The 26,984-nt window shown below is 64.0% G+C and carries 28 protein-coding genes; 12 read left to right on the top strand and 16 right to left on the bottom strand.

All coding sequences use genetic code 11. The features are described 5' to 3' along the window. The first annotated feature begins 432 nt into the window (after window positions 1–432). Window positions 433–1,314: a DMT family transporter gene (locus Q0C57_RS12985; RefSeq protein ID WP_296576855.1), complete on the top strand. Its 882-nt coding sequence runs from the start codon at window positions 433–435 to the stop codon at window positions 1,312–1,314. Between the two features lie 433 nt (window positions 1,315–1,747). Here Q0C57_RS12985 and Q0C57_RS12980 read toward each other — a convergent pair whose 3' ends face one another. From Q0C57_RS12980 to Q0C57_RS12950, 7 genes are all read right to left on the bottom strand, one after another. Beyond that, window positions 1,748–2,458, bottom strand: coding sequence for a glycosyltransferase family 2 protein (locus Q0C57_RS12980; protein ID WP_296576854.1), 711 nt, complete (start codon window positions 2,456–2,458; stop codon window positions 1,748–1,750). Continuing rightward, window positions 2,455–3,888 carry a glycosyltransferase 87 family protein gene (locus Q0C57_RS12975; protein ID WP_296576853.1) on the bottom strand — a complete coding sequence of 478 codons (1,434 nt, stop codon included), beginning with the start codon at window positions 3,886–3,888 and terminating at the stop codon, window positions 2,455–2,457. The genes Q0C57_RS12980 and Q0C57_RS12975 overlap by 4 nt, the downstream gene beginning before the upstream one ends. After that, window positions 3,885–4,475, bottom strand: a complete 591-nt coding sequence (locus Q0C57_RS12970; protein WP_296576852.1) for a rhodanese-like domain-containing protein — start codon at window positions 4,473–4,475, stop codon at window positions 3,885–3,887. Before Q0C57_RS12970 ends, Q0C57_RS12975 begins: the two co-directional genes overlap by 4 nt. Window positions 4,476–4,495: 20 nt before the next feature. Continuing rightward, the gene (locus Q0C57_RS12965; RefSeq protein ID WP_296576851.1) at window positions 4,496–5,326 is read right to left on the bottom strand and encodes a DUF547 domain-containing protein; all 831 of its coding nucleotides are present in this window, start codon (window positions 5,324–5,326) and stop codon (window positions 4,496–4,498) included. Window positions 5,327–5,371: 45 nt separating this feature from the next. Then, a complete protein-coding gene (locus Q0C57_RS12960) occupies window positions 5,372–6,088 on the bottom strand; it encodes a VTT domain-containing protein (protein WP_296576850.1) in 717 nt (238 codons plus the stop codon). An 11-nt stretch (window positions 6,089–6,099) separates the two neighbouring features. Continuing rightward, the gene (locus Q0C57_RS12955) at window positions 6,100–7,551 is read right to left on the bottom strand and encodes an FAD-dependent oxidoreductase (RefSeq protein ID WP_296576849.1); all 1,452 of its coding nucleotides are present in this window, start codon (window positions 7,549–7,551) and stop codon (window positions 6,100–6,102) included. 151 nt (window positions 7,552–7,702) lie between these two features. Then, complete coding sequence (locus Q0C57_RS12950) at window positions 7,703–8,473, bottom strand: IclR family transcriptional regulator (RefSeq protein ID WP_296576848.1); 771 nt, start codon at window positions 8,471–8,473, stop codon at window positions 7,703–7,705. Window positions 8,474–8,646: 173 nt separating this feature from the next. On the opposite strand from Q0C57_RS12950, the gene Q0C57_RS12945 reads away from it, so the two are divergent. From Q0C57_RS12945 to Q0C57_RS12900, 10 genes are all read left to right on the top strand, one after another. Then, a complete protein-coding gene (locus Q0C57_RS12945; protein ID WP_296576847.1) occupies window positions 8,647–9,498 on the top strand; it encodes a fumarylacetoacetate hydrolase family protein in 852 nt (283 codons plus the stop codon). 46 nt (window positions 9,499–9,544) lie between these two features. Beyond that, a complete protein-coding gene (hpaH, locus tag Q0C57_RS12940; RefSeq protein ID WP_296576846.1) occupies window positions 9,545–10,348 on the top strand; it encodes a 2-oxo-hept-4-ene-1,7-dioate hydratase in 804 nt (267 codons plus the stop codon). Between the two features lie 10 nt (window positions 10,349–10,358). After that, complete coding sequence (locus Q0C57_RS12935; protein WP_296576845.1) at window positions 10,359–10,742, top strand: RidA family protein; 384 nt, start codon at window positions 10,359–10,361, stop codon at window positions 10,740–10,742. Then, window positions 10,739–11,374 carry a flavin reductase family protein gene (locus Q0C57_RS12930; RefSeq protein ID WP_296576844.1) on the top strand — a complete coding sequence of 212 codons (636 nt, stop codon included), beginning with the start codon at window positions 10,739–10,741 and terminating at the stop codon, window positions 11,372–11,374. The genes Q0C57_RS12935 and Q0C57_RS12930 overlap by 4 nt, the downstream gene beginning before the upstream one ends. A gap of 19 nt (window positions 11,375–11,393) precedes the next feature. Further along, entirely contained in the window at window positions 11,394–12,266 is an 873-nt protein-coding gene (locus Q0C57_RS12925) for an amidohydrolase family protein (protein ID WP_296576843.1), read from the top strand. A 27-nt stretch (window positions 12,267–12,293) separates the two neighbouring features. Beyond that, window positions 12,294–13,268 carry a tripartite tricarboxylate transporter substrate binding protein gene (locus tag Q0C57_RS12920; protein ID WP_296576842.1) on the top strand — a complete coding sequence of 325 codons (975 nt, stop codon included), beginning with the start codon at window positions 12,294–12,296 and terminating at the stop codon, window positions 13,266–13,268. Between the two features lie 218 nt (window positions 13,269–13,486). Next, window positions 13,487–14,290 carry an ABC transporter ATP-binding protein gene (locus Q0C57_RS12915; RefSeq protein ID WP_296576841.1) on the top strand — a complete coding sequence of 268 codons (804 nt, stop codon included), beginning with the start codon at window positions 13,487–13,489 and terminating at the stop codon, window positions 14,288–14,290. 1 nt (window position 14,291) lies between these two features. Continuing rightward, window positions 14,292–15,128 (top strand): ABC transporter permease, encoded by an 837-nt coding sequence (locus Q0C57_RS12910; protein ID WP_296576840.1) that lies wholly within the window; start codon window positions 14,292–14,294, stop codon window positions 15,126–15,128. A 100-nt stretch (window positions 15,129–15,228) separates the two neighbouring features. Then, window positions 15,229–16,251, top strand: a complete 1,023-nt coding sequence (locus tag Q0C57_RS12905; protein ID WP_296576839.1) for an ABC transporter substrate-binding protein — start codon at window positions 15,229–15,231, stop codon at window positions 16,249–16,251. Next, on the top strand, window positions 16,251–16,883 hold the full coding sequence (locus tag Q0C57_RS12900) for an isochorismatase family cysteine hydrolase (protein WP_296576917.1): 633 nt from the start codon (window positions 16,251–16,253) through the stop codon (window positions 16,881–16,883). The genes Q0C57_RS12905 and Q0C57_RS12900 overlap by 1 nt, the downstream gene beginning before the upstream one ends. 2 nt (window positions 16,884–16,885) lie before the next feature. Here Q0C57_RS12900 and Q0C57_RS12895 read toward each other — a convergent pair whose 3' ends face one another. From Q0C57_RS12895 to Q0C57_RS12875, 5 genes are all read right to left on the bottom strand, one after another. Further along, on the bottom strand, window positions 16,886–18,346 hold the full coding sequence (locus tag Q0C57_RS12895; protein WP_296576838.1) for a class I adenylate-forming enzyme family protein: 1,461 nt from the start codon (window positions 18,344–18,346) through the stop codon (window positions 16,886–16,888). Next, window positions 18,346–19,209 (bottom strand): amidohydrolase family protein, encoded by an 864-nt coding sequence (locus Q0C57_RS12890; RefSeq protein ID WP_296576837.1) that lies wholly within the window; start codon window positions 19,207–19,209, stop codon window positions 18,346–18,348. The genes Q0C57_RS12895 and Q0C57_RS12890 overlap by 1 nt, the downstream gene beginning before the upstream one ends. Next, window positions 19,206–20,366 carry an acyl-CoA dehydrogenase family protein gene (locus Q0C57_RS12885; protein WP_296576836.1) on the bottom strand — a complete coding sequence of 387 codons (1,161 nt, stop codon included), beginning with the start codon at window positions 20,364–20,366 and terminating at the stop codon, window positions 19,206–19,208. The genes Q0C57_RS12890 and Q0C57_RS12885 overlap by 4 nt, the downstream gene beginning before the upstream one ends. A 118-nt stretch (window positions 20,367–20,484) precedes the next feature. Further along, on the bottom strand, window positions 20,485–21,426 hold the full coding sequence (locus tag Q0C57_RS12880; protein ID WP_296576835.1) for an ROK family protein: 942 nt from the start codon (window positions 21,424–21,426) through the stop codon (window positions 20,485–20,487). Between the two features lie 12 nt (window positions 21,427–21,438). Next, the gene (locus tag Q0C57_RS12875; protein ID WP_296576834.1) at window positions 21,439–21,984 is read right to left on the bottom strand and encodes a recombinase family protein; all 546 of its coding nucleotides are present in this window, start codon (window positions 21,982–21,984) and stop codon (window positions 21,439–21,441) included. 172 nt (window positions 21,985–22,156) lie between these two features. On the opposite strand from Q0C57_RS12875, the gene Q0C57_RS12870 reads away from it, so the two are divergent. Then, window positions 22,157–23,170 carry a hypothetical protein gene (locus Q0C57_RS12870; RefSeq protein WP_296576833.1) on the top strand — a complete coding sequence of 338 codons (1,014 nt, stop codon included), beginning with the start codon at window positions 22,157–22,159 and terminating at the stop codon, window positions 23,168–23,170. Window positions 23,171–23,333: 163 nt separating this feature from the next. Here the strand turns inward: Q0C57_RS12870 and Q0C57_RS12865 are convergent, their stop codons facing one another. From Q0C57_RS12865 to Q0C57_RS12850, 4 genes are all read right to left on the bottom strand, one after another. Continuing rightward, a complete protein-coding gene (locus tag Q0C57_RS12865) occupies window positions 23,334–25,301 on the bottom strand; it encodes an AAA family ATPase (protein ID WP_296576832.1) in 1,968 nt (655 codons plus the stop codon). 115 nt (window positions 25,302–25,416) lie between these two features. Beyond that, the gene (locus Q0C57_RS12860; RefSeq protein WP_296576831.1) at window positions 25,417–25,701 is read right to left on the bottom strand and encodes a helix-turn-helix transcriptional regulator; all 285 of its coding nucleotides are present in this window, start codon (window positions 25,699–25,701) and stop codon (window positions 25,417–25,419) included. Beyond that, window positions 25,694–26,056: a type II toxin-antitoxin system RelE/ParE family toxin gene (locus Q0C57_RS12855; protein ID WP_296576830.1), complete on the bottom strand. Its 363-nt coding sequence runs from the start codon at window positions 26,054–26,056 to the stop codon at window positions 25,694–25,696. Before Q0C57_RS12855 ends, Q0C57_RS12860 begins: the two co-directional genes overlap by 8 nt. Before the next feature lie 76 nt (window positions 26,057–26,132). Next, entirely contained in the window at window positions 26,133–26,894 is a 762-nt protein-coding gene (locus Q0C57_RS12850) for a hypothetical protein (RefSeq protein WP_296576829.1), read from the bottom strand. Window positions 26,895–26,984 lie beyond the last annotated feature (90 nt).

Genomic DNA, 26,984 nt, shown 5'->3' with positions numbered 1-26,984 from the left:
GCTGACAACAGGTCCTGGCCGCACAAGACGCCCGGCCCCCGGTCCAGCCGCGCGTGTCGCATCGGGCTGTTCGGCCTCCAGCGCGGATGCGGATGAAAAAACGGCAATAAAACTCTCAATCATTGAGATAAAATCCGGTCTGGTGAGGACCGTTCCTACCAAAATGCACCAGCGTGGCAGTCCTTGAACTCCTCCGGGCTTTCTCCGCCACACGACACGGAACCGTCTGGCGCGCCCAGCCTCGTGATGCCGTGATGGCGTCATGGCCGCGAGACGCCACTGCGCGGCAGGTGCCGTTCTGCTGTCGTCGATGTCGCGGTGCCATTCCCGCCATTGGGGTTGGCAGCGAATTCCTGTAGAGGCGGGGCCATGCTGGATGCCGCATCGCCTTTGCAGGGCGCCCGGAGCCGGGTCGACAGACCATGAGAACCCATGTCCGATCAGCGACAGAACTACGGACTTGGCATCTTCATGATGCTGCTGGCTTTTTTCCTTTTCGCCGCCAACGACGCCCTGGGCAAGTGGCTGCTCGCCACTGCAACGGTCGGCCAGTTGATGCTGGCGCGCGCCGTGGTCGGTCTGACAGTGGTCGGTGCTCTGCTGGCACCCGCCGGCCCGGGACCGCTCCGCACGCAGCCCCGCATCGGTCTGCAGGTCCTGCGCGGCTTCCTGTCGGCGCTGGAATCGGCCCTGTTCTTCTGGGCCCTGACGTTTCTGCCGCTGGCCGACGTGATGACCTATTATCTGGCCGGACCGATCTATGTGACCGCCATGTCGCCCTGGTTGCTTGGCGAGCGTGTCGGATGGCGCCGCTGGCTCGCGGTCATCCTTGGCTTTGTCGGGGTCGTCATCGCCATCCAGCCGGGACAGGAGAGCTTTTCCTGGGGTGCGCTGGCGGCCCTTGTCGGCAGTTTCGCCTATGCCTGTTTCATGATCGCGACCCGCAAGCTCGCCGCCACCGATGCCCGGGTGCTGATGGGCTGGCAACTTGTTGCCGCCCTCGTCATCGGTATCGCCCTGTTGGCCTATCAGGGGTGGGCGCCGCTCCGGCCCATCGACCTGGCCCTGATGGTCGTCCTTGGGCTCGGGTCGCTTCTGGGCAATTCCTGCGTCAACATTTCGCTGAAGATCGCCCCCGCATCGGTCGTCGTGCCGTACCAGTATTCGCTGATCATCTGGGGTGTGTTGATGGGCTATCTCGTCTTCGGAGAGATCAGCGAACCCCCGACCTTCATCGGAGCAGCCATCATCATTGGCGCGGGCCTGTTCATCTTCCTGCGGGAGCAGCAGCTGCGCCGTGAGGCGCGCGGATAGCCGATCTTCCGCCAGGCCGACAGGATCACAGCCGCGCACTGGCTCGCAACAGGGGCCTCATCTCTTCCGCGAGGGCCGAGTCTCCGATCAGGCTGTCCGCGGCCCTGCTTTCAGCGGCCAGACGGGCCGGCTCGAACGGCAGGGGATCGTACGGCCTTCACGCCCAGCGGCTTTGCACTGACGACGAGGTCGCACGCTGCGGGATCGGATGGGCCGCTCGCCACCCTCAATTGCGGGGCATGGGAATGCAGGCGGGCGGCGAGGGCCTGGCCGCGCCCCGTTTCCGTGTCGACGCCACCGCCGCCCTTCAGTGGGGCGGTCCGGTCGCGCTGATCTCGCACGAGCGCGCCGGACGAAGCAAATGTCGACATGAAAGCCGCGGACGGCGTCGGGACACGCGAGGCGCGCGCATGGTGCGAGCGGCCAACGGTCGTCAGAGCGGGTCCCGCCGCGTCGGCCGGAGAGCCTCCCGGCCGATCACCCACAGGATCTTGCTGCCGGCCTTGATCGTCCCGCTCACTGTCCCGGAAACCTTGGAAACACCGATGCGGCGGCGATAGTCGACGGCAATTTCTTGTGTCCGCAGTCCCTCGCGGGCCGCCTTGATCTGCATTTCCACGGTCCAGCCGTAGTTGAGGTCGGCCATTTCGAGCCGCTGGAACGCCGCATGCGAGATGGCCCGGAACGGGCCGAGATCGGTAAAATGCCGGCCCCATACGAGGCGCATCAGGGAGCAGGCGAGCCAGTTGCCGAAGACCTGCTGCGGAGTCAGCGCGCCGGCTTCCCGCTGCCCCAGAACCCGTGAACCGAGGACCATATCGGCCTCGCCGTCGATGACCGGCTGGACAAGGCGGGCCATGACCGAGAGATCATCGGCGGCATCGCCATCGACGAAGACGATGATGTCGACGGGGGGCAGTGCCGCGATCGCTGCAAGACAGGCCCGCCCGTAGCCGGCAGCCTCGACGGGCACGACGATGGCGCCAAGCCGCCTGCCGACGTCCGGGGTGCCGTCGTTCGAGCGGTAGTCGCCAATGGCGACGGCGTCGACGAAGGCAGGCATCGCGCCGAGCACGGCCGGCAGCGCCTGCGCCTCGTTGCGCGTCGGGATCACGACGCCGATCCGCGCCCCGCCGAGGCTCATGTCGAGGCTCCCTGGGGCGTCGCGCGCCGGGCCAGCAAGGCGACGAGGATCACGGGTGCGACATGCAGGGCGGCGAGCCCGTAGCCGTGCACGTCGCGCAGGCCGGCGACCGCGAGCGGGAAGAAAAGGTAATAGATCGGCAGGCCGATGGCTGCGACCGACAGCGGCCAGGCGCCGCTGGCCGCCGCCAGCGGCAGGAACCAGACCGCATACCAGGGGAACTGTGCCGGAGAGAGGTAGAACAGGATCGCTGCAAGAAGGGCGGCGCGGCCGATCAGGCCCTGCAGTCCGTCAGGGCGCCGCAAGGCTACGGCAAGACTTGCGACCGCGGCGGCGCCAACCACCAGCGCCCGGAGAATGATCTCTCCCGTGCCGGACCCGAAGATCTGAAGGAAGAGATAGGACGCCCAGGCGAAGGGCGTGTTGTTGATGCTCCAGCTGCCGGCATAGGCAGTCAGACCAGCATTCGCCGTGAGGCTGCTCCAGACCAGCGGACCGCAGAGCAGCAGCGTCGTTGCGCCGAGCGCCAGTGCGAAACGTGCCAGGGCCCGCCGGTCGGGCCAGAGGGCACGCGCGACCAGCGGCGCCAGCAGGACCGGCCAGAGCTTCACACCCACCGCGAAGCCGATTGCGAGCCCGGCCACCAGCCCGGCGCGCTGCCGGGTGGCGACCAGCGCCAGGAGGATCGGTGCTGCCAGCGCTGCATCGATATGGGCTTGTCCCGTCAGACAGAAGGCCAGCAGGGGGTTGCACCAGTAGAGCGCCAGCGCCAGCGGGCTTTGGCCCGACGAGACCAGCAGCCGCCAGATCAGGACGGCCGTCAGGGCCTCCGCTGCGAAGATCACCGCGCGCAGCCCGTCGAGGCTCCAGGGCGCAATGAGATGGGCGAGGGCGAAGAGCGCCTGGGCGCCGCCCGGGTAAATCGAACGCAAGGTGGGGAAATTGATCGCTGCGATGGCCTGATGGCCGGCTGCGACCACGTCAGGCGGTAAGGCGCTCAGCCCCTCCAGCACCTGCTCGGGCGCGACAACATAGGGGCTCGCGCCCTGTGCCACCATGGCGCCGTCCAGAAGATAGCGGAAATGGTCGTCTTCCAGCAGCGGGCCGGCGCCGAAATAGGGCAGGCGCATGAGCATGCCGGCGAGGATGACGGCCGTCCCCAGGCGCCAGTCGACGGCCCGGTCGCGTCCCGTCCAGACCGCCCCGACGATCGCGGCAGTCGGCAGCGCCAGCACGACGGCAAGGAGGCTGGAAGCCCACCAGGCGTCGCGCGTGGCGACCGGCATCTGACCGAACGTCCAGGCCAGGGCAGCCTGGGACGCGACGGCGAGGCCGAGCGCGGCGAACAGCGCCGTCGCAAGGCGATCCGGCGATTGGGACCCGATCGCGGCCGCGGCGGCGCGTGCCGATGGGGTGCCGTGCGGGATCATGGGGCGGGCGCGGTTCTGGCCAGCAGGCGGCCCCAGTTCTCGTCGAAGGGATGGGCACGGCCGGGCGCGGCACGGCTGACCAGAGCACGGCCTTCCGTCGACCAGCGGAAAACGCCGCCCCGCAGGTTGTAAAGGCCGGCCCGGGCATGCGGCGCGATCTGCGCCATGGTCCGCATCATCAGATCCGAGGAGCGGACGCCGACCGCACAGTAGAAGACAACGGGACCGGCCGTGATCCGGTCACGGTGCAGCCTCAGGATCTCCTCGGCCGAGCTGCCGGGCTCGATCCGGATGGCCCCGGGAAGGTGCCCGGCCTCGAATTCTTCCGCGGTCCGCACATCGAACAGGGTGACCTCGGCGGCGGGGAGCCGTCCCGCCAGCGTTGCGGGGGTCATCTCGGGCACGCGGTAGCGGCGGACAACCTCGCGCTCGACATCCAAGAGGGAGACCCTCGGATCGGTCGGATCGAGGGTCCATGGCGCCAGATTTGGCAAGACGTTGGCGATGAATGCTGCCGCTCCCGCAAGCAGCATCGCTCCGGCCAAGGCGCGGATTGCGAACTGGAGGATCTTGGGGCGGAACGTCATCCGGGGTCCGTGGTCTGTCGTCAGCTGCGCGGCCGGGCTGTCGCTGTGCGATTCAGAGCCCAGTCATAGGCGTCTTCGGCGATCCTCGGCGATCCGGCGAGTTGACGCGCCAGGGCCGGCTCGGCATAGGCGCGGAAATGGGCGATCAGCCCCGCATCATTGCCGCCGAAATCCTCAATGAACCACTTGTAGATCGACGACACCCTGAGACCGCCGGACGGCAGCACGGCAACGCCGCGCGGATGGTTGACGAAGGCCCGTGCCCCCGCATCCAGATCGGCCTCCAGCGTCGCCGCCCGCCAGGCACGGTTCATCAGGTTGGGACAGCCGTTCGAGGCGCAATTGACGATGTAGTGGACCCGCGGATCCTTGAAGGTCGGGCGCATGATCACGTGCTCGATATCGTCAAGAGATAGCCGGCGGCCCTCGACCGTGACGCGCTGCTGGCGCCACGGACCCGTGTAGGCCTTCGGGTCGAGCCAGGAATCGCTCTTGATGTCGCGGATGGAGGCGACGGGATAGCGGTCGAGGATCACCTTGAGGGTGACGGCATTGTAGAGGTTGCCCCAATAGGCCATGGCCTCTGCGCGCGGCATGGCCGAGGGCCGCCGAGCCGTGAGGTCGGCGATATAGACGTTGAGAGCCGCCATGTCAGCGGGACTGGCACGCCAGGCGGCATAGTCGACGCGGTTGATCCCGTCGGGATCGACGCTGACATACTTCTGCAGGAGGGCCTCATAGCCGGCCTCGGGGTCGGCGCCCTGGGCCCAGGCGGCCGAGGTGACGACGGCGATCGCGAGGCCGAGAGTTGCGCGGCGCGAAAGGGAATGCACAGGAGCCAGAGGGGTCATGGGACTCTCCAGATGAGGGGTCGATGTAAGGGGACGTCGATGGGTTCAGCCACTGCGTGCCTCGAACCGCTTGCGCAGCGGAATGGCGGCAAGGGACAGGAGCGCGAGACCGACCAGTCCCGCGATGATCTCCCGGGTCAGGATCGAGCCGGCCGTTACCGTGCCGCCCTGGTCGAGGACAGAACCCAGGCCGGCGCCAGCCAGCGAAAAGACCGCCGTACCGGGGATGATCCCGAAGAAGGTTGTGACCATGTAGGTGACGAGCGGCACGCCGACGAAAGCCGGCACCAGGTTGACCAGGAAGAAGGGGAACAGCGGCACGAGACGCAGCACGAGCAGATAGGACCCGGCATTGCGCCTGATCCCCTCGGCGAGGCGCGCGGCCGGGGCGCCGAAACGGTCAAGCGCATTCTCCCCGAAGATCGACTTGGCGAAGATGAAGATCAGCGTCGCGCCAATGGTCGCGCCGGTCACCGTCAGCAGGGTGCCGAGCACCGCCCCGAACAGAAAACCGCCCGAAAGCGTGAGGAAGACCGCCCCGGGAAACGAGAAGGCCACCGCGACGACATAGACCGTGACATAGGCGAGGGCGGCGAGAACGATATTGCTGCCGACCCAGGTGGTGAGCGCGCCCCGGTGGGTCTTCAGCGTGTCCAGCGACAGGACATCGGTCAGGCCGGACCAGCGGAGAAGAGCGAAGGCGCCGAGGGCTGCGACGACCAGCCAGAGCCTGCGGTCCTTCAGAAGGGTTTCGGGAGACATCGGTTTCACCATCACGGGAGGATACGCTGCACGAGGCCGACGATCCGGCGGGTCAGGGCCCCGAAGAGCTTCGGCGTGTAATAGCTGCCGGCTGCCCGTTTCGAGATCTCCGACAGGGTCGGGTAGGGCAGGACCGCGCCGGCGATGGCGCCGATCTTGAGGCCTGCTGAAATGGCGAGACCCCATGTGCCGATCAGTTCGCCGGCGCGGGGGCCGACGATGGTTGCGCCGAGGATCCGGCCCCTGCGGCCGAGCACGATCTTGGCAAGCCCTTCGGTCGCACGTTCGGCCTGGGCGCGGTCGTTGCCGTCGAAAGACCAGGTCAGAACCTGGACCTCGTGGCCGGCCTTGCGCGCATCGGCTTCGGTGAGCCCGGCATGGGCCAGTTCCGGATCGGTGTAGGTAACCCAGGGCAGGGCGGCATAATTGACCTTGGCCGGCAGCCCGAACAAAGCGTTGCGGATGACGATGCCGGCATGATAGCCGGCAATATGGGTAAACTGCGGACCTCCGGCGACATCGCCGATGGCGAAGATCTTGCGGTTGCTCGTTCGCAGGCGGTCGTCGACGGTGATGCCTTTCGGCGTATGGGCAATCCCGGCGGCGTCAAGGCCGAGCGCCTCGATATTGGGACGCCGTCCGGCGGCGACGAGGATGTGACTGCCGCTGAGGCTGCGGCCCGTCTCCCCATCGAGGGTTACGACCACGCGCCCGTCGGTGCGCGATACCGCGGCGACGCCTGTACGCTCGAGCAACTGGACCCCGTCGCGCTCCAGCGCGCCGCGCACAACATCGACGGCCTCCGGCTCGTCCTTTGACAGGATGCCGAATTTCTCGACCACGGTGACCTCTGATCCGAGCCGGCGGAACGCCTGGGCCATCTCGATGCCGATCGGACCCCCACCGAGAACGATGAGGTGTTCCGGACGGTCGGTGAGCTCGAAGACGCTCTCGTTGGTGAGTAAGCCGGCTTCGGCGAGGCCCGGAATCGGCGGGACCGCGGCACGCGAGCCGCTGGCGATGACGAAGCGCCGCGCCGTGATCCTGTCGCCGCCGGCCTCGACCGTTTGATGATCGATGAAACGCCCTGCGGCCTGGATCACGTGGACGCCGAGCCCCTGGGAACGTTCGACACTGTCATGCGGCGCAATGGCGGCAATGACGCCGTGAACATGGGCGTGAACCTCGGGGAAGCGGATGTCAGGGGCGGCGGCATGGATGCCGAACCGGCTGCCGTCGCGGATCGCATGCGCCGCATGGGCTGCGGCGATCAAGGCCTTGGAGGGCACGCAGCCGGTGTTGAGGCAGTCGCCGCCCATGGCGCCCTTCTCGATGAGCACGACCGAGGCACCCATCTGCACCGCGCCCGCGGCGACCGACAGCCCGCCGGAGCCCGCGCCGATGATGCAGAGATCCGTATGCAGAACGCCATTTCTACGCTCGGGAAGCTTGGGCGGAAGCAAGGATGGTGTCGGGCTGGGCAAGGACATCGCTTTCGTTAGGGACCGTTCGAACCCCTCTACGGCGCCATGACGGGCGCCGTTACAGGGCTCACGCTTTCGTGTGTAACGGATGGGGTCGCCGGGCGTGAGGCGCCTTCCGCCGCGGGGGACCTCAGCCGAGCGACCGCTCGATCCGGGCGGCGGCTTCCCAGAGGGTTTCAGCAATGTCAGACGTGCGACGATGCGACAGGCGGCGGACGACGCCAGCGACGGTCAGCGCCGCCGAGGGCAGGCCGGCCGCATCGCGCAACACCACCGAGATCGCCCGCGTTCCCGGCACGATGCCGCGATCGCGCAGGGCGTAGCCAAGCCGCCGCGCATCACGGACCATGGCTGCAGACGCTTCGACCGTCAGGCGATATTCGGCGAGTTGGGGGGCATTCAGGACGAGGATGCGACGGGCCTCGTCTGCCGGCAGCGCCGCGAGTAGGGCAAGTCCGGCGCTCGATACCCCGAGAGGCCTGCGGTCGCCCACTCTCAGCGGCACCACCTGGACCGGATAGGCGCCCAGTCTTCGGGCGACACAGATCGTCTCGGCTCCGGTGCGCTGGGTCAGGAAGAGCGTGTCGCCCAAGAGATCCGCCAGGCGGCCGAGGTGCGATTCCGCGGCGGTCATCAAGGGCGTCTGGGGCGCGCGGGCGAGGGCGAGGAACTGAATTTCCTGCCCCACCACATAGCGGTGTGTTGCTCCCTTCTGCTCGACCAGCCCTTCCTCCATCAGGGCGCGCAACATCCTGTGCACGGTCGGATGAGGCAGGCCGGTCAGACGCGCCAGATCGGTCAAGCCGTAGCCGCTGTCCCGCGCCATGGACAGGACGCGCAGGAGATTGACCGCCCGCCGGACGGCCTGCGCGCCGCTGGTCGTGCCGCTGCCGACGGGCATGTGTCCCTCCGAGCGCCAGTTTGCCTGCGACAGTCACATGCGGCGGCAGGCAATGTCCACTATGTGGACAAGTGAGGCGACGAGTCGATTGTAGCGTAGCGGCATTCCGTGATGGGTGGGGCATCGACAGAAAGCTCCGGTCAAGGAGCGCGGGAAACGTCCAGGAGAGATCGATGAGGCTCGCGAGCTACCGGACCGCCGGGCGCGACAGCTACGGGATCGTGCGCGACGATGGCATCCTCGACCTCGGTTCACGGATGCCGGGCATGCCGGACCTTATGGCCGCCATCGCCGCAGCGGCATTGCCCGAGAATCTCTTCGCCGGCGAGGCCTCGGATCTCGCCACGGCCGACGTGACCTGGACCATCCCTGTGCCGCGGCCGGAGAAAATCTGGTGCATCGGCGTCAATTACGCCGACCGCAACGCCGAGTACAAGGACGGCACGGCGCCGCCGAAATATCCCAGCCTGTTCTGCCGCACCCCGTCGTCCTTCGTCGCCCATGGCGCGTCGCTGGAGCGCCCGAAGGTCTCGTCGCAACTCGATTACGAGGGCGAGATCGTTCTCGTGATCGGCAAGGCCGGACGGCATGTTCCGCGCGAGACCGCGATGGACCATGTGTTCGGTTACACGCTGTGCAACGAGGGCAGCGTCCGCGACTGGCTCCACCACGGCAAGTTCAACGTGACCCAGGGCAAGAATTTCGATCGCTCGGGTGCGCTCGGGCCTTGGATCGTCATGCGCAGCGGTGCGGGTGACGACCGCCCCTTCGAACTGACCACCCGGGTCAATGGCGAGGTGCGCCAGCACGAGACGACCGATCGTCTGATGTTTCCCTTCGACTATCTCATTGCCTACCTGTCTACATTCGCCACGCTGAAGCCTGGGGACCTCATCGTCACCGGCACCCCGACGGGGGCGGGGGCGCGTTTCGATCCGCCGCGCTGGCTCAAGCCCGGCGATGTCGTCGAGGTCGAGGTTCCCCGCATCGGATGCCTGTCCAACACCGTGGTGGACGAAGCCTGACCCGGCCGCGCCAGCCCTTGCCCCTCTGTTCCCGAGCGAGACCATCATGCTGACGACAGCCCAGATCGAGGATGCAGCCACAAGGCTGGAGGAGGCCGAGCGCACCGGGCGCCAGATCGGCCAGCTCAGCCTGCAATATCCGGGCATGACCATTGACGACGCCTATCGGGTGCAGAGCGCCTGGGTGGCGCTAAAGGTCGCCGGTGGCCGCAGGATCAAGGGCCGCAAGATCGGCCTGACCTCCCGCGCCATGCAGCTCGCGGTCAATATCGACGAGCCGGACTACGGTGTGCTCCTCGACGACATGTTTTTCGATGATGGGGGAACCATTCCGACCGATCGCTTCGTCCAGCTCCGCGTCGAGGCCGAACTTGCCTTCGTGCTGAAGAGTCCGATCGCCGGGCCGGATTGCACCATTTTCGACGTGCTCAATGCCACGGACTATGTCGTGCCCGCGCTCGAGATCCTTGATGCGCGGATCCAGCGCGTCGATCCGGTGACCAAAGCGACACGCAAGGTGGTGGACACGATCGCGGACAACGCGGCCAATTGCGGGATCGTCATCGGCGGACGGCCATTCAGGCCCGACGCGGCGGATCTGCGCTGGGTCTCGGTGATCTGCGCGCGCAACGGGCGGATCGAGGAGACCGGCGTCGCGGCCGGTGTCGTCAACAATCCGGCCAACGGCATTGTCTGGCTCGCCAACAAGCTCGCCGCCCACGACGTTGCCCTCGAAGCGGGCCAGGTCATCCTGTCGGGTTCCTTCATCCGGCCGATCGACTGCGCCAAGGGGGATACGATCCAGGCCGATTACGGCCCCTTCGGCACGGTCTCCTGTCATTTCAGCTGAGGCGAACTCCATGGCGCGCAGAACCAGCTATTACGTCGAAGGCTTCGGTCACAAGAACCCGATCCCGGCGGCTTCCCGGATCGGCGACATCCTGATGTCCGGGATCGTCTACGGTCTCGACCCGGCGACCGGGAAGCCGGCCGAGGGCCTCGACCAGCAATGCCGGCTGATGTTCCAGCATATCAGGGCGATCATGGCGGCGGCCGGGGGCAGCACCGACGATATCATCAAGGTCACCGTCTGGCTCGCCGACCGCAGCCAGCGCGACCCGGTCAACCGCGAGTGGCTCGCGATGTTCCCTGACGAGGCCAACCGCCCGGCGCGCCAGGCGATGGCGGGCGACCTCGACGGCGGCAAGCTCGTCCAGTGCGACTTCGTGGCGGTGATGGCATGACGGATCCGGGCGCGACCACGACCGACATCGCGGCGGCGGATCTGGGGGCGGAACAGAGCTACAGGCTGCTGACCGGGCTCGTCGTGCCGCGGCCGATCGCCTGGGTCACGACCCTGTCGGCGACGCAGTCGGTCAATCTCGCGCCGTTCAGCCATTTCACTTTCGTCTCGCCCAAGCCGCCGATGCTGGCGATCAGCGTCGGGCGCAAGGGCGACACCTACAAGGACACGGCGACGAACATCCTCCGAACCGAGGAATTCGTGGTTCATATCGCCGACAGCTCGCTCGTCGGCCCGCTGCACGACAGCGCCGAAGAGCATCCGCCCGATGTCAGCGAGGCGGATCTCCTGGGGCTGGAGACCGTCCCGAGCCTGCACGTCAAGGTGCCGCGGCTGAAGATCGCGCCGGTGGCGATGGAGTGCCGACTGCGGCACTGCATCGAGTTCGGCGAGACGCGGAGCCGGCTGCTGGTCGGTGAGGTCCTGGTGTTCCGCTTGCGGCCCGATCTCCTCAAGGACGGCAAGGTCGATACGCGGAGCCTCGATCCAATCGGCCGGATCGCCGGCCCGAACTATGCGCGCCTGGGCGAGATCATCACCCAGAGGGCGATCCAGCAGACGTCGAAATCATGAGCAGCGGGGGCACAGAGCCATGACCGTCTATCTGCCCTTCGATCCGGCGCCCCGCGCGCCGAAGACGGCCCTGCCGCCGATGTCCTGCGATAGCCAGTTCCACGTTCTCGGCCCTGTCGACCGCTATCCCGTGCGGCCCGGCGCCGTCTACGAGATGCCGTCGGCGACCATCGAGACGGCGCTGAAGCTGCACGCGACGCTGGGGATCACGCGCGGCGTCATCGTCCAGCCGACAACCTATGGCGCCGACCACGCGGTGACGGTGGATGGGCTCGCCCTGGCCGGCCCGAACTATCGCGGCTGCGCCAATGCCGCCGTCTTCGCCGAGAAGGACGACCGCTATCTGCAACGGCTCCATGACGCTGGCGTACGCGGCGCGCGGTTCACGCGCGCAGGGCTGGGGATTTCCTTCGAGGGCGCCGCCTTCGCGCGGACACTCGACCGCATCCGCGCACTCGGCTGGTACGTCAAGGTGCAGCCGGAAGTCGACGGCATCGCCAAGAACATCGCGCCCTTCGAGCGCCTGGATATCCCGGTGCTGCTCGACCATATGGGCCGCCCCGATCCGCAAGCCGGCGGCGACGATCCGAGCCTGCGGAAGGTTCTGGACCTGCTGAAGCGCGGCAATGTCTGGGTGATGCTCTCACTCACGGAGAAGGTCTCGCGAGCCGGTCCGCCGTGGGACGATGTTGTGCCGATCGTGCACCGCCTGATCGCAGCGGCCCCCGACCGTGTCGTGTGGGGCAGCGACTGGCCGCACCCAGTCTCGACAAAGCAGCCACCAAACGAGGGCGACCTGCTCGACTTCATCGACCGCGCGCTTCCGGACAATGCCGCGCGCCATGCCGTTCTCGTCGCCAATCCGGGACGGTTCTTCGGGTTCGACGCATGAATCACAAGCAATAATCGGGAGGAACACATGAAACCTATGGTGATCTTCAGTCTCATGGCCGCGCTCATGGCTGTCGTGCAGCCGACCGCGGTGGCAGCCCAGGACTGGCCGTCCCGCACCGTGCGCCTTGTCGTGCCCTATCCGCCGGGCGGCAATGTCGACGTCGCTGCGCGCATCCTCGGCGAGCGGCTGCAGCAGGAACTCGGCCAGCCCTTCATCATCGAGAACCGGGCCGGCGCCGGCGGGCTGATCGGATCAGAAGCCGTCGCCAAGGCCGAACCCGACGGATACACGATCCTGATCGGCGCCAATGGTCCGATCCTCTTCGCTCCGGAAATGTCGGCGCGGCGCGCCTATGAATGGCGCCGCGACTTCATTCCCGTCACGACGGTGACGTTGACCCCGCTCGTCCTGCAGGTCCGCGCCAATCTGCCGGCCGACACGCTCGCCAAGTTTCTCGCCCTGGCACGCACGCCGCAGGCGCCACTGAAGATGGCGTCACCCGGACCCGGGACCACCAATCACCTGATCAGCGAGGTCATGCAGGCGCGACTGGGCATCAACTGGACGACAGTCCAGTATCGCGGCAACGCACCGGCGACCAACGACGTTATCGCCGGGCACATGGACTTCAACCTCGACCAGTTGTCGGTGGCTCTGCCCTTCCTCAAGGATGGCCGCACCCGCGCCCTGGCGATCACCGGAGCGCAGCGCTCGCCCGACCTTCCGGATGTTCCGACCTTCACGGAGCTCGGCTATGCCGAGTTCGACGGACAGACATTTACTGGCCTGATGCTGCCCGCCCGGACCCCCGAGGCCATCGTGGCGCGGCTTCACGCGGCGGTGGTCAAAGTTCTCGGCGAGCCCGGCGTCCAGGCGCGCCTGCGGGCCATCGGGACCATGGCCGCCCCCATGAGCCGGGCGGACTTCCAGCAATATCTCGAGAAGGAAGACAGGACCTGGCTGCCGGTCATCAAGCGGCTGGAGATCAGGTCCAACTGAGCGGCAGCCGGTCGGCGGTTTTCGCGGCCGGGATCCGCCAAGAATGGTCAATGCCGGCGCCCGATGCCCCGGCATTCCGTCGAAGGGCGCCAGGGCGGCATGCGTCCGCCCATCGGCACTCGGCCAGTCGGAAGGGCTGGCGATCCACGAGCGGCCTGCGCGCCAGCCGTACCGATTTGTCGGTTGTGGCGAACAGTGGCCCATGGTTCATTTGTTCTATGCTGTCTGATCGCGTCGCCGCTCCTCCGGTCATCGCGCTCCGTGCCATCGAAAAATGGTATGGAACCCGCGACCGACCTGTCCATGCTTTGTCGGCAACCGATCTCGATGTCGGGGCGGGCGAGCTCCTGGTGCTGCTCGGCCCCTCTGGCTGCGGCAAGACGACGCTGCTGCGCATGATCGGTGGCCTGATCGCGCCGACATCGGGAGACCTCTCCATCGTCGGACGCAGCCTTTGGTCGCGGGGCGAGCGGCAGTCTGACGCGCTCGCCGATCTCGGCATGGTGTTCCAGGACGCCAACCTGTTTCCCTGGCTGTCGATTGAGGACAACATCTCGCTGCCGCTTGAGCTGAAGGGCATGTCCGCGGCGGCGCGGCGGACGAAGGCCCATGACCTCATGAAGCTCGTCGGCATTGCCGGTTTCGAGAAGCGCTGGCCGCGGGAGCTCTCCGGCGGGATGCGCCAGCGCGCGGCCATCGCCCGGGCCCTGTCCTACGACCCCAAGATCCTGCTGATGGACGAACCGTTCGGCGCGCTCGACGCCATGACGCGCGACGCCATGAATCTGGAACTTCAGCGCCTGTTCCTGACCACCGAGAAATCCATCGTCCTCGTTACCCATTCCATCGCCGAGGCCGTCTTCCTCGCCGACCGCATCGTCCTGCTCTCGCCGCGTCCCGGCAGGATCGACCGGATCGTCACGGTACCCTTCGCGCGGCCGCGCACGCTCGAGCTCCAGGCGACCGCCGAATTCCAGGCCATCGTGCTCGGACTGCGCCAGCGCCTGACGGAGATTTCCTGACATGGTCGAGGCCACGAGCAACACGCTCCATCCCGGTCGGCCGGCGCCGCAGCGCCGCTCGTGGCTGGCCGGCCGCGAAGCGACCATCCCATGGATCACGACCCCGCTGCTGCTCGCGATTCTCGTGGCGATCTGGCATAGCTATGTGCGCGTTTCCGGCATTTCGCCCTTCATCCTGCCGGGACCCGGGGCGGTCCTGTCTGACTGGATCGACCTGATCCAGAGTCCGCGCGCCTGGTTTCATGCGGGCATGACGGTCTATGCGACGCTGGTCGGGTTCTTCTGGGCGGCACTGATCGGTGTGGTGCTCGGGGTTCTGATCGCCCGGATCCGCTGGCTGGAACTGACTCTCAACCCCTTCATCGTCGCGACCCAGGTGATCCCGAAAGTGGCGCTGGTGCCGCTCTTCGTCGTCTGGTTCGGCTTCGGCATCACCTCCAAGGTCATCGTCGCCGGGGTGCTCGCCTTCTTCCCGATCCTGACCAACACGGTGCTCGGGGTAAAGTCGATCGATGAGGGCCACCGCGACGTAATGACCGCGCTCAATGCCAGCCGCTGGCAGATCTTCCGCCGGCTCGAACTCCCCTCGGCCTTGCCCTACATCCTGACCGGCTTCGAGGTCGGCATCGTCCTCGCCATTATCGGGGCGGTGGTCGGCGAATATCTTGGCGGCAACCAGGGACTCGGACATCTGCTGATCCAGAGCATGAACGGCTTCGAGACCAGCCAGATGTTCGCCGTGCTCATCCAGATGTCGCTGATCGGCTTCGCCTTCTACTTCTCCATCGGCCTCCTGAAGCGCCTGCTCATCCCCTGGCATGCGACCGGCGGGGCATGAACGCGGCCGGCCCGCAACTGTCTTATGGGCAAGCCGATTGCGGCGCGCTCGAATGCCCCTAGTCTCGTTAGTCGCTGACCACAGGACGACGGAGAGCCCCATGACGATCCTCGACGGTTCCATCTCTCGCCGCAAGGCGCTGTCCGCCGGTGCCGCCGGTCTCGTCGCCATCACCGTGCGGCCGGCCGGTGCCCAGGGCGCTAGGGCCATGACCTTCATCACGCCCTTCTCCTACATTCTCGCCTTCGTCGACATCCTCCATGCCCAGGGTGGTGGGTACTTCCAGCGGGAGGGCTTGGATGTGACGATCCAGCAGGGACGCGGGTCGGCGATGGCCGTGCAGCAGGTCCTCGCTGGCGGCGGATTGCTGTCGCGGACCGGCGTGTCAGATCACATCCGGGCCTCCAGCCGTCCGGGCGGCGACGCGCTGATATCGGTCGGAACGATCAGCCAGGGCTCGCCCTTCTTCGTCATCTCCTCGCCCGACAAGCCGATCCGGACACCGAAGGACATGGCAGGCAAGACGATCGGCGTGTTGTCGGTCGGTGGCGCGACCGAGATCGTGCTCGACTGCATGCTGGTGGCCCAGGGCGTCGACAAGGCCACGGTGGCGCGTGTCCAGGCACCGAATACCCCGGCCGGCATGGCGCTGATCGCGCAGGGGCGCATCGACGGCTATATCGTCAGCGCCGGCGTGCCGGTGGCGCTGAAGGCGGCGAACGAGCGGTTCCTCTCCTGGAACACCGACGAATTCGCGCCCATTCCCGGCCAGTGCTACATCGCCAAGCGCGAGAGCGTGCAGCGCGACGGTGATCTCGTCGTGCGGTTCCTGCGGGCGGTGAAGAAGTCCATCGACGACATGCTGGCCGATACCGACCTCGCGACGACGCTAAAGCGGATCGAGGGCTTCGAGATCGCCGAGATGCGCAACCGCGCCGTGGCGCCGGACATCCTGCGCAACGAGATGCAGTTCTGGCTGACCGCGGGCCGTCAGAACATCCTCAGGCACGTGCCGGACCGCTGGCAGAAGGGCTATGACCTGATGGCCGCTGCCGGCTTCACTCCGGCTGGCAAGGCCGACGGGCTCTATACCAACGAGTTCGTCGAAAAGGCGCTGGCTTGATGCGCTTCGACCGGCGCGAATCCGCACTCGTCCTCATCGACCTGCAGCGCGGCTTCGTCGACGCGGAGGGTTTCGTCGCCGTCCAGGGTCGCGACGTCTCGGCGAGCCGCCATGCCGCCGACCGCTGCGTGTCGCTCGCCCGCGCGGCCCGGGCAGCCGGCATGAGGGTCATCTGGACGCGTCATGTCCTGCGCGCTGACTATGCCGATGCGGGGCTGCTGGTCACCGAGATCCGCCCGCGCCTCGGGCAACTCGGTGCGCTGAAGCGCGGCACGCCCGATGTCGAGCTCTATAGCGGTGCCGAGGTCCACCCCTCCGACATCATCGTCGACAAGCCGCGCTATTCTGCCTTCTTCGGCACCGATCTCGACGTGATCCTCGCTTCCAACGGAATCCGCAGCTTGGTTCTCGGCGGTGTGACGACGTCCATGTGTGTCGAGACGACGGCCCGCGACGCGGCGCAGCGGGACATGCGCACCTTTGTCGTGCGCGAGGCCGTCGCCGATTTTGACCAGGCCCGCCACGCGGCCTCTCTGTCGGCCATCGCCTTCGGCTTCGGGCGCGTGGTCGGCCTCGACGCCATGGCAGCGGCCATGGCCGAGGGCACGGCGGAGTTTCCCATCGCGGCCTGAGGTCAGAGCGGCGGCAGCCTTGCCGCAAGATCGCGCTTGAGCACCTTTCCGGCGCTGTTTTTGGGCAGATCGTCGACGATGAACACGGCCCGCGGCCATTTCGCCCGCGCCAGGCGCGCCGCCGCAAAGGCGATGAGGCTGGCCTCGTCCGCGGAGCCGGACAGCCGCACGAAGGCGGCGATCTCCTCGCCGAATTCCCGCGACGGCCAGCCGACGACGGCGGCCTCAGCCACGGCCGGGTGGGCAGTGAGCGTGGCTTCGACATCGGCGGGATAGATGTTGATGCCGCCGCGGATGATCATGTCCTTGGCGCGCCCCTTGAGGCTGACGAAGCCGGTCGCGTCGATCTCGGCGAGATCGCCGGGATAGAACCAGCCGTGGCGGAAGGCCTCAAGGGAGGCTTCGGGGTCGCGGTAATAGGCGGTCGCCACACCAGGCCCGCGATAGCGCAGGCGGCCGATCATCCCGGAAGGCAGGGGGGTGTCCTCGTCGTCGACCACCTCGACCTCGACGGCGAAGACCGGCCGGCCGACGCTGTCGCCGTGGCCGTCGATGTCGGCGGGGCCGAGGAGGGTGATCCCGCCGCCCTCGGTGGAGGCGTAATATTCGAAGAAGCGGTCGCAGATGCGGGCCCGGATCGCGCGGCGCTCGTCTGCCGAAAGCGGGGCGCCGGAGGAGAACAGCAGGTTCAGCCGCTTGAGCGGGGCAAGGGTGGCGTCCGGCAGTTCCAAGAGCCGGCGGAACTGCGTCGGAACCAGGAAGAGGCTGGTGGCATCCGCCGCCGCGACGGTCGCGATGAGGTCTTCCGGGCTCCAAGGGGGCGGCTTCATGATGACTGTGCCGCCTGAGAAGAGGACGGACATGGCGAAGGTGCGCCCGCCGCCGAAATAGAGCGGTGTCGCCATGACGAAGCGGTCCCGTCCGTTCAGGCCGAGATTGATCCAGTGCGTCATGAAGCGGCGGAAGAAGTGGCGGTGGGCGATCAGCGGGCCCTTCGGCCGGCCGGTCGTGCCGGAGGAGAGCGAGAGCACGAAGGGGGTTTCGCCGTCCCGCGGGAAGGCCATGTCGGGATCGGCGGCGGCGATGGCCTCGTCCAGGGCTCCGTCCCAGGCGATGGTCGCGATGCCGTCAATGGCTGGCTGTCCCGGCTCGGTCAGGACCAGGCTGGCGCCGAAATGGCTGGCGACATTGGCGCGTTCGGCTGCGCTCCAGCGCAGGTCCATGGGCAGGATGATGCGTCCCGCGCGCGCGAGCGCGTAGAGCGCGACCACATGCCGGGCCGTATCGGCGAGGCAGAGGCCGATGACGGCGGTCTCGTCAGGCACCCGTGCCGTCACCCAGGCGGCAAGGTGGCGAACCCGCGCCGTCAGTTCCCCGTAGCCGATGACCGTGCCGTTCTCGATCAGCGCCGGATGGTCCGGCCGCGCCCGGGCATGGATGTCGAGGGCGTCCGCAAGGTTCATCATCGCTGGTCGAGCTTGTAGAGCCTGACGGCGTTGTCACGCAGGAAGAGGGCTCGGACCTCGTCGGAGAAGCCGAGCGCGTCGATCTCTGCCATGGTGCGCTCGAAGTCGAGGACGGGGAAGTCGGTGCCGAACAGTACCTTGGTCTTGCCGAAGCTTCTGATGAAATGGACGAAGGACGGCGGCCAGTATTTCGGGCTGTGGGCGTCCGAACCGATATAGACGTTGGCGTGTTTCCAGGCCATGGCGATCATCTCGTCGGTCCAGGGAATGCCCACGTGGATGCCGACGATCTTCAATTCGGGAAAGTCGCAGGCGACGGCATCGAGGCAGATCGGCCGCCCGACGCTGCGGCGCGGATAGCGCGGGTCGTAGACCATCGACTGGCCAACCTGGAGCTGGATCGGCACGTCGAGTTCCACGCATTTGGCGTAGAACGGGTACCACTTGGCATGGTCGGGAGCGAGCTCGAACCAGTGCGGGTAGAAATGCGCCCCGATGAAGCCATATTCGCGCACCGCATGCTCGAGCTCCCGGACGCCGGTCATGCCCTCGGTCGGGTCCAGACCGGCGAGGCCGAGGAAACGATCAGGATGGGCCTGCACCGCATCGGCGACCAGTCTATAGGGCACGTGATAACAGGCGGGATGGCCGATCTGGCCGACCTTGGCGGCGATGAGGAAGCTCTTCTCGATGCCGGCTCGGTCCATGCGCTCCAGCATCTGCTTGTGGGTCACGCCGGCAAAGGTTTCGGCCTTCACCCGCATCTTCTCGGTATAGAAGCCGGTGCGGTCGGGGCGGCCGGCGAGGGCCTCCGGGGTCCAGATGTTGACCACGGTATCGATGGCCTTGATGCCGCTCATGTTCGTCCCTTTCCCATGAACCCGAGTTCGCGGGCGATCCCGTCACGCAGGATCTCGTTGGTGCCTTCACCGAAGGTGTAGAGCCTGGAGTCGCGCCAGAACCGCTGGATGTCGCTGCCGGCCGCATAGCCGGCACTCGCCATGATCTGCATGCCCTGGTCGGCGACATCGCGCAGGGTCTCGGTGGCGACGATCTTGGCCTGCGCCGCCTCGCGCCGGCAGGGCAGGCCGCGCGTGATGAGGGTCGCGAGGTGGCCGACCATCAGGCGCGACAGGTCGATCCGCATCTGCAGGTCGGCGAGGCGGTGCGCGATCACCTGGAAGGAGGCGATCGGCTGGCCGAACTGTTCACGTTCCCTGGCATGGGCCATGACGCCGTCAAGCGCCGCCTGGGCTGCGCCGGTGACGGTCGCCGCCATGCTGGCGCGGGAAAAATGGAGGGTCGACATGAGATGGCGGAATCCGTCATCGGGCGTGCCGATGACTGCATCCGCGCCGACCTGCACCTCGTTCAGGCCGACCTCGAAGCTCGGCATGCAATTGTTGCCGACCTTGGCCAGGGGCGTCAGCGAAACGCCCGGCGCATCGCTGGGCACGAGAAAGAGGGTGATGCCCGCGGCGCCGCCATCAGCGGGTCCGGTGCGCGCGGCGGTCAGCAGGTAGCGCGCGCCCTCGGCATCGCTGATCCAGATCTTACTGCCCGAGATCACATAGCCCGAGCCGTTCGGGCGGGCCCGCGTCCTGATCGCGCCGGCATCGCTCCCCGCGCCGGGCTCGGTGAGGGCCAGCGCCATGAAGAACTCGCCGGCGAGGAGGCCGGGCAGCAGGGTGCGCTTCTGGGCCGGTGAACCATAGGTGAGGACCGACATGACGCCGAAGCCGACGACACGGTTGAAGATCGAGGCCGCCATGTAGCCGTGACGCCCGAGGCGCTGCTGCACCAGCGCCACCTCGGTCCAGCCGAGCCCGAGGCCGCCATGGTCCGCGGGCACGGCCAGCCCGAAGAGGCCGGCTTGGCCCATGAGCGGTAGAAGGTCATAGGGCGGCAGGTGGGCGGCGTCCCGGCGGCGTACCTCCTCGGGGGGGAGATGGCGCGCGGCAAAGCGATCGACGCTGTCGACGATGCCGCGCTGTTCCTCGGTCAGCAATGCATCCATTCGCCGGCTGTCCCACGTCGCTGTCGGGGCAAGCCTTCCTCATATAACAAGATGAAACAAGCGATCATTTGGCGTGGCGGCTCCGCCGGCGGCGCGAGCCTTCCTCCGGCCGACGGCGTCAATAGCCACGCGCCCGGTCGACGAGGCCCGGCACGTCCTCGGGGCTCTCGATAAAATCGGGCTCAAGATAGCTCGGGACGTAGGGGTCGGCTCGATCTATTTCGCGTAGGCGCATGAGCGCACCGAATTCCTCGCGGATTCGCTTCACGGTGTCTCCGGCTGATGGCTCGATGTCGGCCGCGATAACGATCTTATGAGGCGAGAGGATCACTGCTGTCGCGAGTGCGGCCTGAGCCGCGTAGTAGGCGCGCAAATTCGGAATTTCGGCATCTGGCATCTTCAAGTTCTGACGACGCTCGATCGATGGATTCGCACATAAGCTCGACAAGCTGCGAGCGTAGGTTTCCGCGCCTTCTGGCGGATACAAAATTTCCGTGGGGTGAAGCCGAACGTGCATAAGGCCAATCTCGGGGTGAAGTCGAGATCGGAAAACGGTCCGCCCGGTTACAATCCCCGCTCCCACGCCCTCGGTGAGAAGGAGAAACACCAAGGTGTGATCGTCGGGAGTGCCCCGCGCATAGGCTTCGCCGATGGCGCACGCATTGGCATCCGTCTCAGCGAGCACGAATAGCGGCCTGCCCTGGGGAAGATGCCGCGCTGTTTCGTCTCGAAAAAACTGCGCCACGCGTTTCCCCTTGAACGGAAGGTCGGCTCGATCCGGGCATACAGTCGTGAGGAGAGGCGTGGCGGGATTGAGAGATTGGAACGGGCCGTAGCAGGCAACCCCTATATGCGAGAGGTCAGGGCACAATCTGCCAAGCTTGCCTGCGAGCACGGCAAGCGCATACTCCGCCTCACTTGAATTGCTCGGATCAAATCTGAGTTCGCTGAAGGTCCGAAAATGCAAGGCCGGTCGGCCGGCTCGCTCGACCGCCGTCGCAACCAGGAACATCGCTCGATCGCGCTCGATGTAGACGCCTGCGACAAGCGTGGGCTTCATGCCGGATGTCCTTTACCGAATGCGAGAGACTGTCGATCGCGACACGCCAAGCACGCGGGCAATCTCGGCATTGTCCTGACCCTCCGCGCGAAGACGCAACGCCATATCACGCTGATAGGGTGTGAGCTTGGACGGTCGGCCCAAATGTCGGCCGGCCTTCTTCGCACGGGCTCGGCCTTCTGACGTGCGCTCCCGGATTAAGCTGCGCTCGAATTCGGCAAGCCCTCCCAGGACAGTCAGGATCAAGCGGCCGGTCGGGGTGGTGGTGTCGGCCCATGCATCGGCAAGAGCCTTCAGCTTCGCCCCTCGGCCATCTATCGTATGGGTGATGTCGAGTAAGTCGCGGGTGGACCTCGCAAGCCGATCGAGACGGGTGACCATCAGGATGTCACCTTCGCTCAAGCCGGCAAGTGCCCTCTTCAGCTCGGGCCTATCTGAGCGCGCACCGCTCATCGTCTCCCGGAAGATCGGATCACAGCCCGCCGCCTTCAGCTGTTCAAGCTGCGCATCCAAAGTCTGGCCGGATGTCGAGACGCGGGCATAACCGATCGATTTCATGCCCTAATTATGCACGCGATTTCTGCACGCTTCAAGAGGTTGAAATTGCTGGCATTCTGAAAGCGTGCATAAGTCTTGATTTATGAACGCCGGCCAATCTTGACACGTCTACAGGCTACCTCATAGCGTGCTTCAAATTCGGCAGGCTACGCAGAGTTTGAGGAACATTCAAATGAGTAAGGTTCTTGTCGAACATAAGGTCGACATCACCGCTAAGATTGATGCAGCGATCGACTTAGACCTTTCATTCCAATTTAGCTTCGGTTCTGTTATCACAGCTGCCGTTCAAACTTTGATTGAAATCGCTGTATTCAGATCGGACATAAAAAAGCTCAAGGCTGCAATATCGGACATATATAACCATATCAACAAAATATATGGCTTAATTGCTGATATTCAGCGAAACCAAATTGTTCAAAGAGATGCCCTTTTCGTAATTGCAACCAAATTTGAATATAGCGACAGAGTTGAAGAATATTTCTATGTTTTAGAGAGAATTTCTGGCGATAAAAAGCCCTCAGATGAGGCATTAAATATACTTATAGGTACGTTAATTCAAAACAATCGCAAGCTAGCCAATTGCTGTGTTACTCTCAGAGAAGAGGTTAATCGTCGCCTTAAGGAGATTTCCCCTGATGGAACGTGGGAATATTTCCTTTCTTTACATGGAAAGTCGCTTAAGGATACGAACTTTGATAGTCGGAAGACATTGGGCCTAGCTGCTCAGGAATATATAAGATTTGTTATGCTGACTTATAGCAACGCAATAATTGCAATATCGCACATCCCTCTAATGACAAATCTATCTGAAGACGAGAAAATTGATTATATAAGTGAGATAAAAGATACTTTATTGAAACATGTTATCAATTCTTATGACATTTGGGAATCATGGATCCGACTTTATTATATAATTTGGGTTGGGCGCGTATTTGTAGATAATCCTCCGCCTGGTGGCTGGCCCCCTGGAGAAGATGTTTTGACAAGCGACTATCTTGAAGTCGGCTTTTTAGAATTAGAGACTGAAAAGGCAAAAATCACTCACAACATTTATAATACAATATCGACAGCTTATTCACCTGAGTATGCTGAAATTGAGAAAGAGATAAAGATGATAATTGATGACATCGTCCGACAAAGGCGTGAGAGCGCTATATCGCTTGTTAAAGACGATGTTTCATCATAAATTGTCTAATTTAATATTGCTTTGTCAGTACGGCAAAGGCGCCTTCATAATTCAGAAGCTCCTTCTTGAGATCATAAAGCCTAGCCACTTCACGTCCTTCACTCGCTTCAGGGCGATCTCAATTTTCAGTTGCACGTCTGAGCGATCTCCAAGCACACGCCGTTCAAGGCAGGAACTTTCCGACGCGCTCAAAAGCGGCCTCAAACCGCGCCAACGTCTTTTCAATATGGTCGTCCTTCCCCTGGAGCAGCTCCGGGTGCTGCAATAGATACATGGACGGGTCGAAATGGCTAAACTCTGGAATGTCCGACGGAAGGACGCGGAAATAGGCCTCTGCCTTCTTGACCAGCCGCATGGTCGACGTGTCGGCCGCTTCCAGCTTTTCGACCGTCAGCGCGTGCTCACTGGGGAGCTGATAAGCTTTGTTCACTAGCTCGACGAACAGGGCCGGTTCAAAGAAATCCTCGATGTCGGCTTCTTCCTTATCAGCAATTTCGGTGGCGAGGATGATGCGCTCATGGTCAAGCAGTGCGGCCTTGTGCAGATCGTCTAGCTTGCGCTTCTGGCCCCGCTCGAAGTCGGTCAGGACGGCCACGTTCAGCTTGTTGCCGTAGAACAGGCGGACGAAGGGAAGCACCTTATCGATGCCGCCGGACGGGCAGATGGCCCATTGCGGCGCAAGGTGCGGCCGTCCCGCCGCTTTCAGCACTGCAGAAGCCGCCTGCAAGTACAGGATATCGCTCGGCCTTTCGACCAGCAGCGTGTTCTTACCGATGACAAGAGTCTGCGTAACTTCGAAGCCCATCGCGCCGAATATAGGGAAATTGGTCTGCGGGTCGGTCGTCAGTACGTCCGACCGGATTTTTGTACCCTGCGACTGCTTGCGGTCGCGAGCATCGCGCGTGACGACATCCTCGACCGTGCGCACGCTGGCGAGGTCGTCGGCCGGCACCAAAAACGGCGAATGGGTCGTAAAGATAAGCTGGTGGTGCGGTGCAATCTGTTCGGCGAAGTATCGCAGCAAGTCCTTCTGTGCCGTGCCGTGCAGCGTCAGACCCGGCTCGTCCAGGAGCAGGATAACGTTGCCGTGGCTCTTCTTGATCTGTGCGAACTTGACCAAGAAGGAAAAGAACCAGATGAAGCCGGCGGACCGCTCGGAAAACGGGACGGTGACGCCGTGCAGCGTATTCTTCACGCGAGCACGCGCAACGGGACCGGCATTGAAAGGTGCGGGGTCGGCCGACTTGCCTTCCGACAGGACGACGGTGATCTCAAGGTCGTCGTTTTGGGTCCAGTACTCGAAAATCTGTTCGGTGATGCGCAAGGCGGCAGCCTCGCATTTGGCATTCAGTTCCTCGAAACGGTTCAGGGCCGATAGTTCCTGGATAGTCGTCCCGGCATATTCCAGAAAATCAAGGAAGACCCGGTCCCCGTTGTCGATAGCTTTCCCGGCCTGCTTGTCGGCGTTCAGCTGATTTATCGACAGTGCACCGCTCATGCGGTCGTAGTGCGAAAAATACATGAACTTCGGTGTGCGAGGGCTCAGGATGTCAATGGCTCTGCACCGAGCCGACTGGTCGCGGAATTTCTTGATGGCCGCCAGAAGCTCATTCTGTCGCTCCGTGCGCGTGTCCAAAGCCTCCAAAGAGGCTGCGGCCTTCGCCGTCGTTTTCGCGCCGCCGAACCCGCCGCGTTCTTCCTTGTTGAGGGAGTAGCGTTTGACCAACCCCTCAAGCACCTTCTCTTCGTCCACCGGCACGTTCCAGGTGGTGCTCTCCTGGTCGTAAGCTTTCTCGATCGTCACGATGCGGCCGTTTACAATGCCCTCACCAAGCTCTGCTTCAATCGCAGCCACGTCGGCGTCATCCATGTCCCATTCGGTGCGCATGACGACAGCCTCCCCGTCCGGGTGACGGGCGTCATATTCCGACAGGTAGCGGCGGGGATAATTCTCGGTCTTGCCGTACTGTTTGAAAGCGGCGTTAGTCGAGCGTAGGCACTCTAGCGCCTTAAGAAATGCAGTTTTTCCGGCTTCATTCTTGCCGACGAGGCACGTTGACTGCGCGATATCGACCGGATTCGAGTCAATTATATTCCGGTAGTTCGTTGCGTGTGCCTTCGTAAGCTTCATACCGATTGCGCCTTTCCACTAAAGTATAAGAACAAATTAGGAACGAAGATAACCTGAGTCAAGCGTCGCGTAATTGGCGACGGACTTATCCCAGCATCTTGGGCCTGTCCGCTCATCACACCAAGCTCACGGCAAGGTTCTTCCCGACTGCCGATGCGGCCTTCACCAGGGTGTCGAGCTGCACGCGGTCGTTCTCGGGATCGAGCAAGCGACCAAGCTGTGAAGCGCTCGTTTTCATCCGGCGCGCCATCTCCGATTTGGAAATGCTCTGGGCGGCCATCTCATGCTCGATCTGAAGCGCCAGAGCCCGCTTGATGGCGGTTGCGATCACGGCGTCATGGATGCCTTCGTCGCGGAGAAAGCTTTCGAAGCTCTCGCCGATGCGGGGGTTCTTATTCATGGCGTTGCACCTCCTTCATGCGAGCGGTTGCCAGTTTCAATTCCTTGTCGGGGGTCTTCTGCGTCTTCTTGATGAACCCATGCAGAAGGATCATCTGGTTCCCGACCAGGACGAAGAACACGCGGGCGATCCGTCCCGAGGTAATGTTCGAGCGGACCTCATAGAGCCCTTTGATCCCCACAATCTGGGAGCATTTGGGCTTGCCGATTGGCCAGCAGAATTCCAGGGTGGCGATGTCCTCGCCGATCGCTTTGCGATCTTCCGGCGTCAGCTCCATCAGCCAATCCCGGACGGGCCGCTTGCCGGTTTCGCTCACAAAGAACGCTGCTTGTAAAACCTTTTGCGGCCCCGTCATTCTTCATCCTTACCTTATACGGTATGCCTTTTAAGGTCTTTTGTCAAATTCTTTCGGCTCACGGAAGCTGCGAGTGTCATAGCTGCACCTCCGCGTCTGGTTGTCCGGCGGCGAGCGCGCTCATGTAGGCGAGGCATAGATCGCGGGACCGGTATCGGCCGCCATAGGCCTCTGCCTCCTGGCGCTCCACGATCGGAAAGGTCGAATAGATGTAGCGCACGTCCTCGCGGTCGGTGATGCCGTAGAGATGGAAGAACACGGCATCGAGCTTCGCGCGCAGTTTCAGGCGGCGCTCTTCATCCCAGATGAATGGCGGCTTCACCTGGCCGGCGTCGTCCACATAGCCCATGTCACGGGCGAAGGGTGCCATGTCATGAGCGGTGTAGGTCAGCTCAAGCACGGTCTCTTCAACGATCACACTGGCATGCTTTGGACCAAAAGCTCGCACATATGCTGCTGGCGGGATGATTGGAAGTTGCTCAAGTATGTACTTATTCAGATTCCGGCTTTGTATTTTGTTTCGCGCAAAATAATCACATACGATCGAATTTAAATTACCAATCAATTGAGCGGATTCAATCGCACTCGCGCCATCGAGGATCGGCAACTTATTGCCAGCAGCAACACGCGGAATAATTGCCGATATCAATGAACGTGCATTATTTGTATTGCAGATATCATTAAAGTCGATTGCGTAGCCACGGTCTATGCCCCTAACATTTTTTGAATTAACCCAATATCTTGGGGTTGTCGAAAATGCCGGCGACTTCAGTTCATCGATACTCGAATGAATGCTTTGACCCTGACCACTAGGCCGTAAACCCATAAACGGCCACATCGGATTCCCTCACATGGACATTCGTGATTCAAGCTCCTTTTTGGGAGCTTCACGATGGGCCGCTACGACCTGACGGATTTCGAGTGGGAG

It is taken from the genome of Phreatobacter sp. (assembly GCF_022843985.1).
In the GTDB taxonomy this organism is placed as follows: domain Bacteria; phylum Pseudomonadota; class Alphaproteobacteria; order Rhizobiales; family Phreatobacteraceae; genus Phreatobacter.
Note: the sequence above shows the minus strand (reverse complement) of the source record. Positions and strands in the feature narration are given on the sequence as shown.